Genomic DNA, 554 nt, shown 5'->3' with positions numbered 1-554 from the left:
TTCACTTGGAAGAGGAAGCCGTAAGTGCAATTCATCTGCAAAATGGATCTGTAACGAGTGGGAAACTGGCCGACGGCAGTATAAACGGCAGCAAGTTGCTTGAAGGAGCGGTATCGGCTATCCACATGGCAGACGGTAGTGTGCAATCCTGTCATATTCAGGAGGGAGCCATCTTTGCTGATCATATTCAAGAGCGTAGCATAGGCACAGTCCATTTGGAAGAGGAGTCGGTAAGTGCAATCCATTTGCAAAATGGATCTGTTACGAGTGCCAAACTGGCCGACGGCAGCATGAGCGGCAGCAAATTGCTTGAAGATGCGGTGTCGGAGGTCCATATTGCTAATGGAAGTGTGCAATCCCGTCATATCCAAGAGAGAGCGATTCATGCCGACCATATTCAAGAGCGCAGTATTGGGATCTCCCACCTCAAAGCGGAATCGGTAAGTGCGATTCACCTGCACAATGGTTCCATAACAAGTGCCAAACTAGCCGATGGCAGTGTAAATGGCAGCAAGTTGCTTGAAGGAGCGGTATCGGCTATCCACATGGCAGAC

Annotated in this window: 1 pseudogene; it reads left to right on the top strand. The window is 49.6% G+C overall.

Annotation, left to right across the window (positions count from 1 at the left end):
• A pseudogene (locus AMS66_RS32670) lies at positions 1 to 554 on the top strand (hypothetical protein); the annotation flags it as partial.

This window comes from Paenibacillus xylanivorans (assembly GCF_001280595.1).
Taxonomy (GTDB): Bacteria; Bacillota; Bacilli; order Paenibacillales; family Paenibacillaceae; genus Paenibacillus; species Paenibacillus xylanivorans.
Note: the sequence above shows the minus strand (reverse complement) of the source record. Positions and strands in the feature narration are given on the sequence as shown.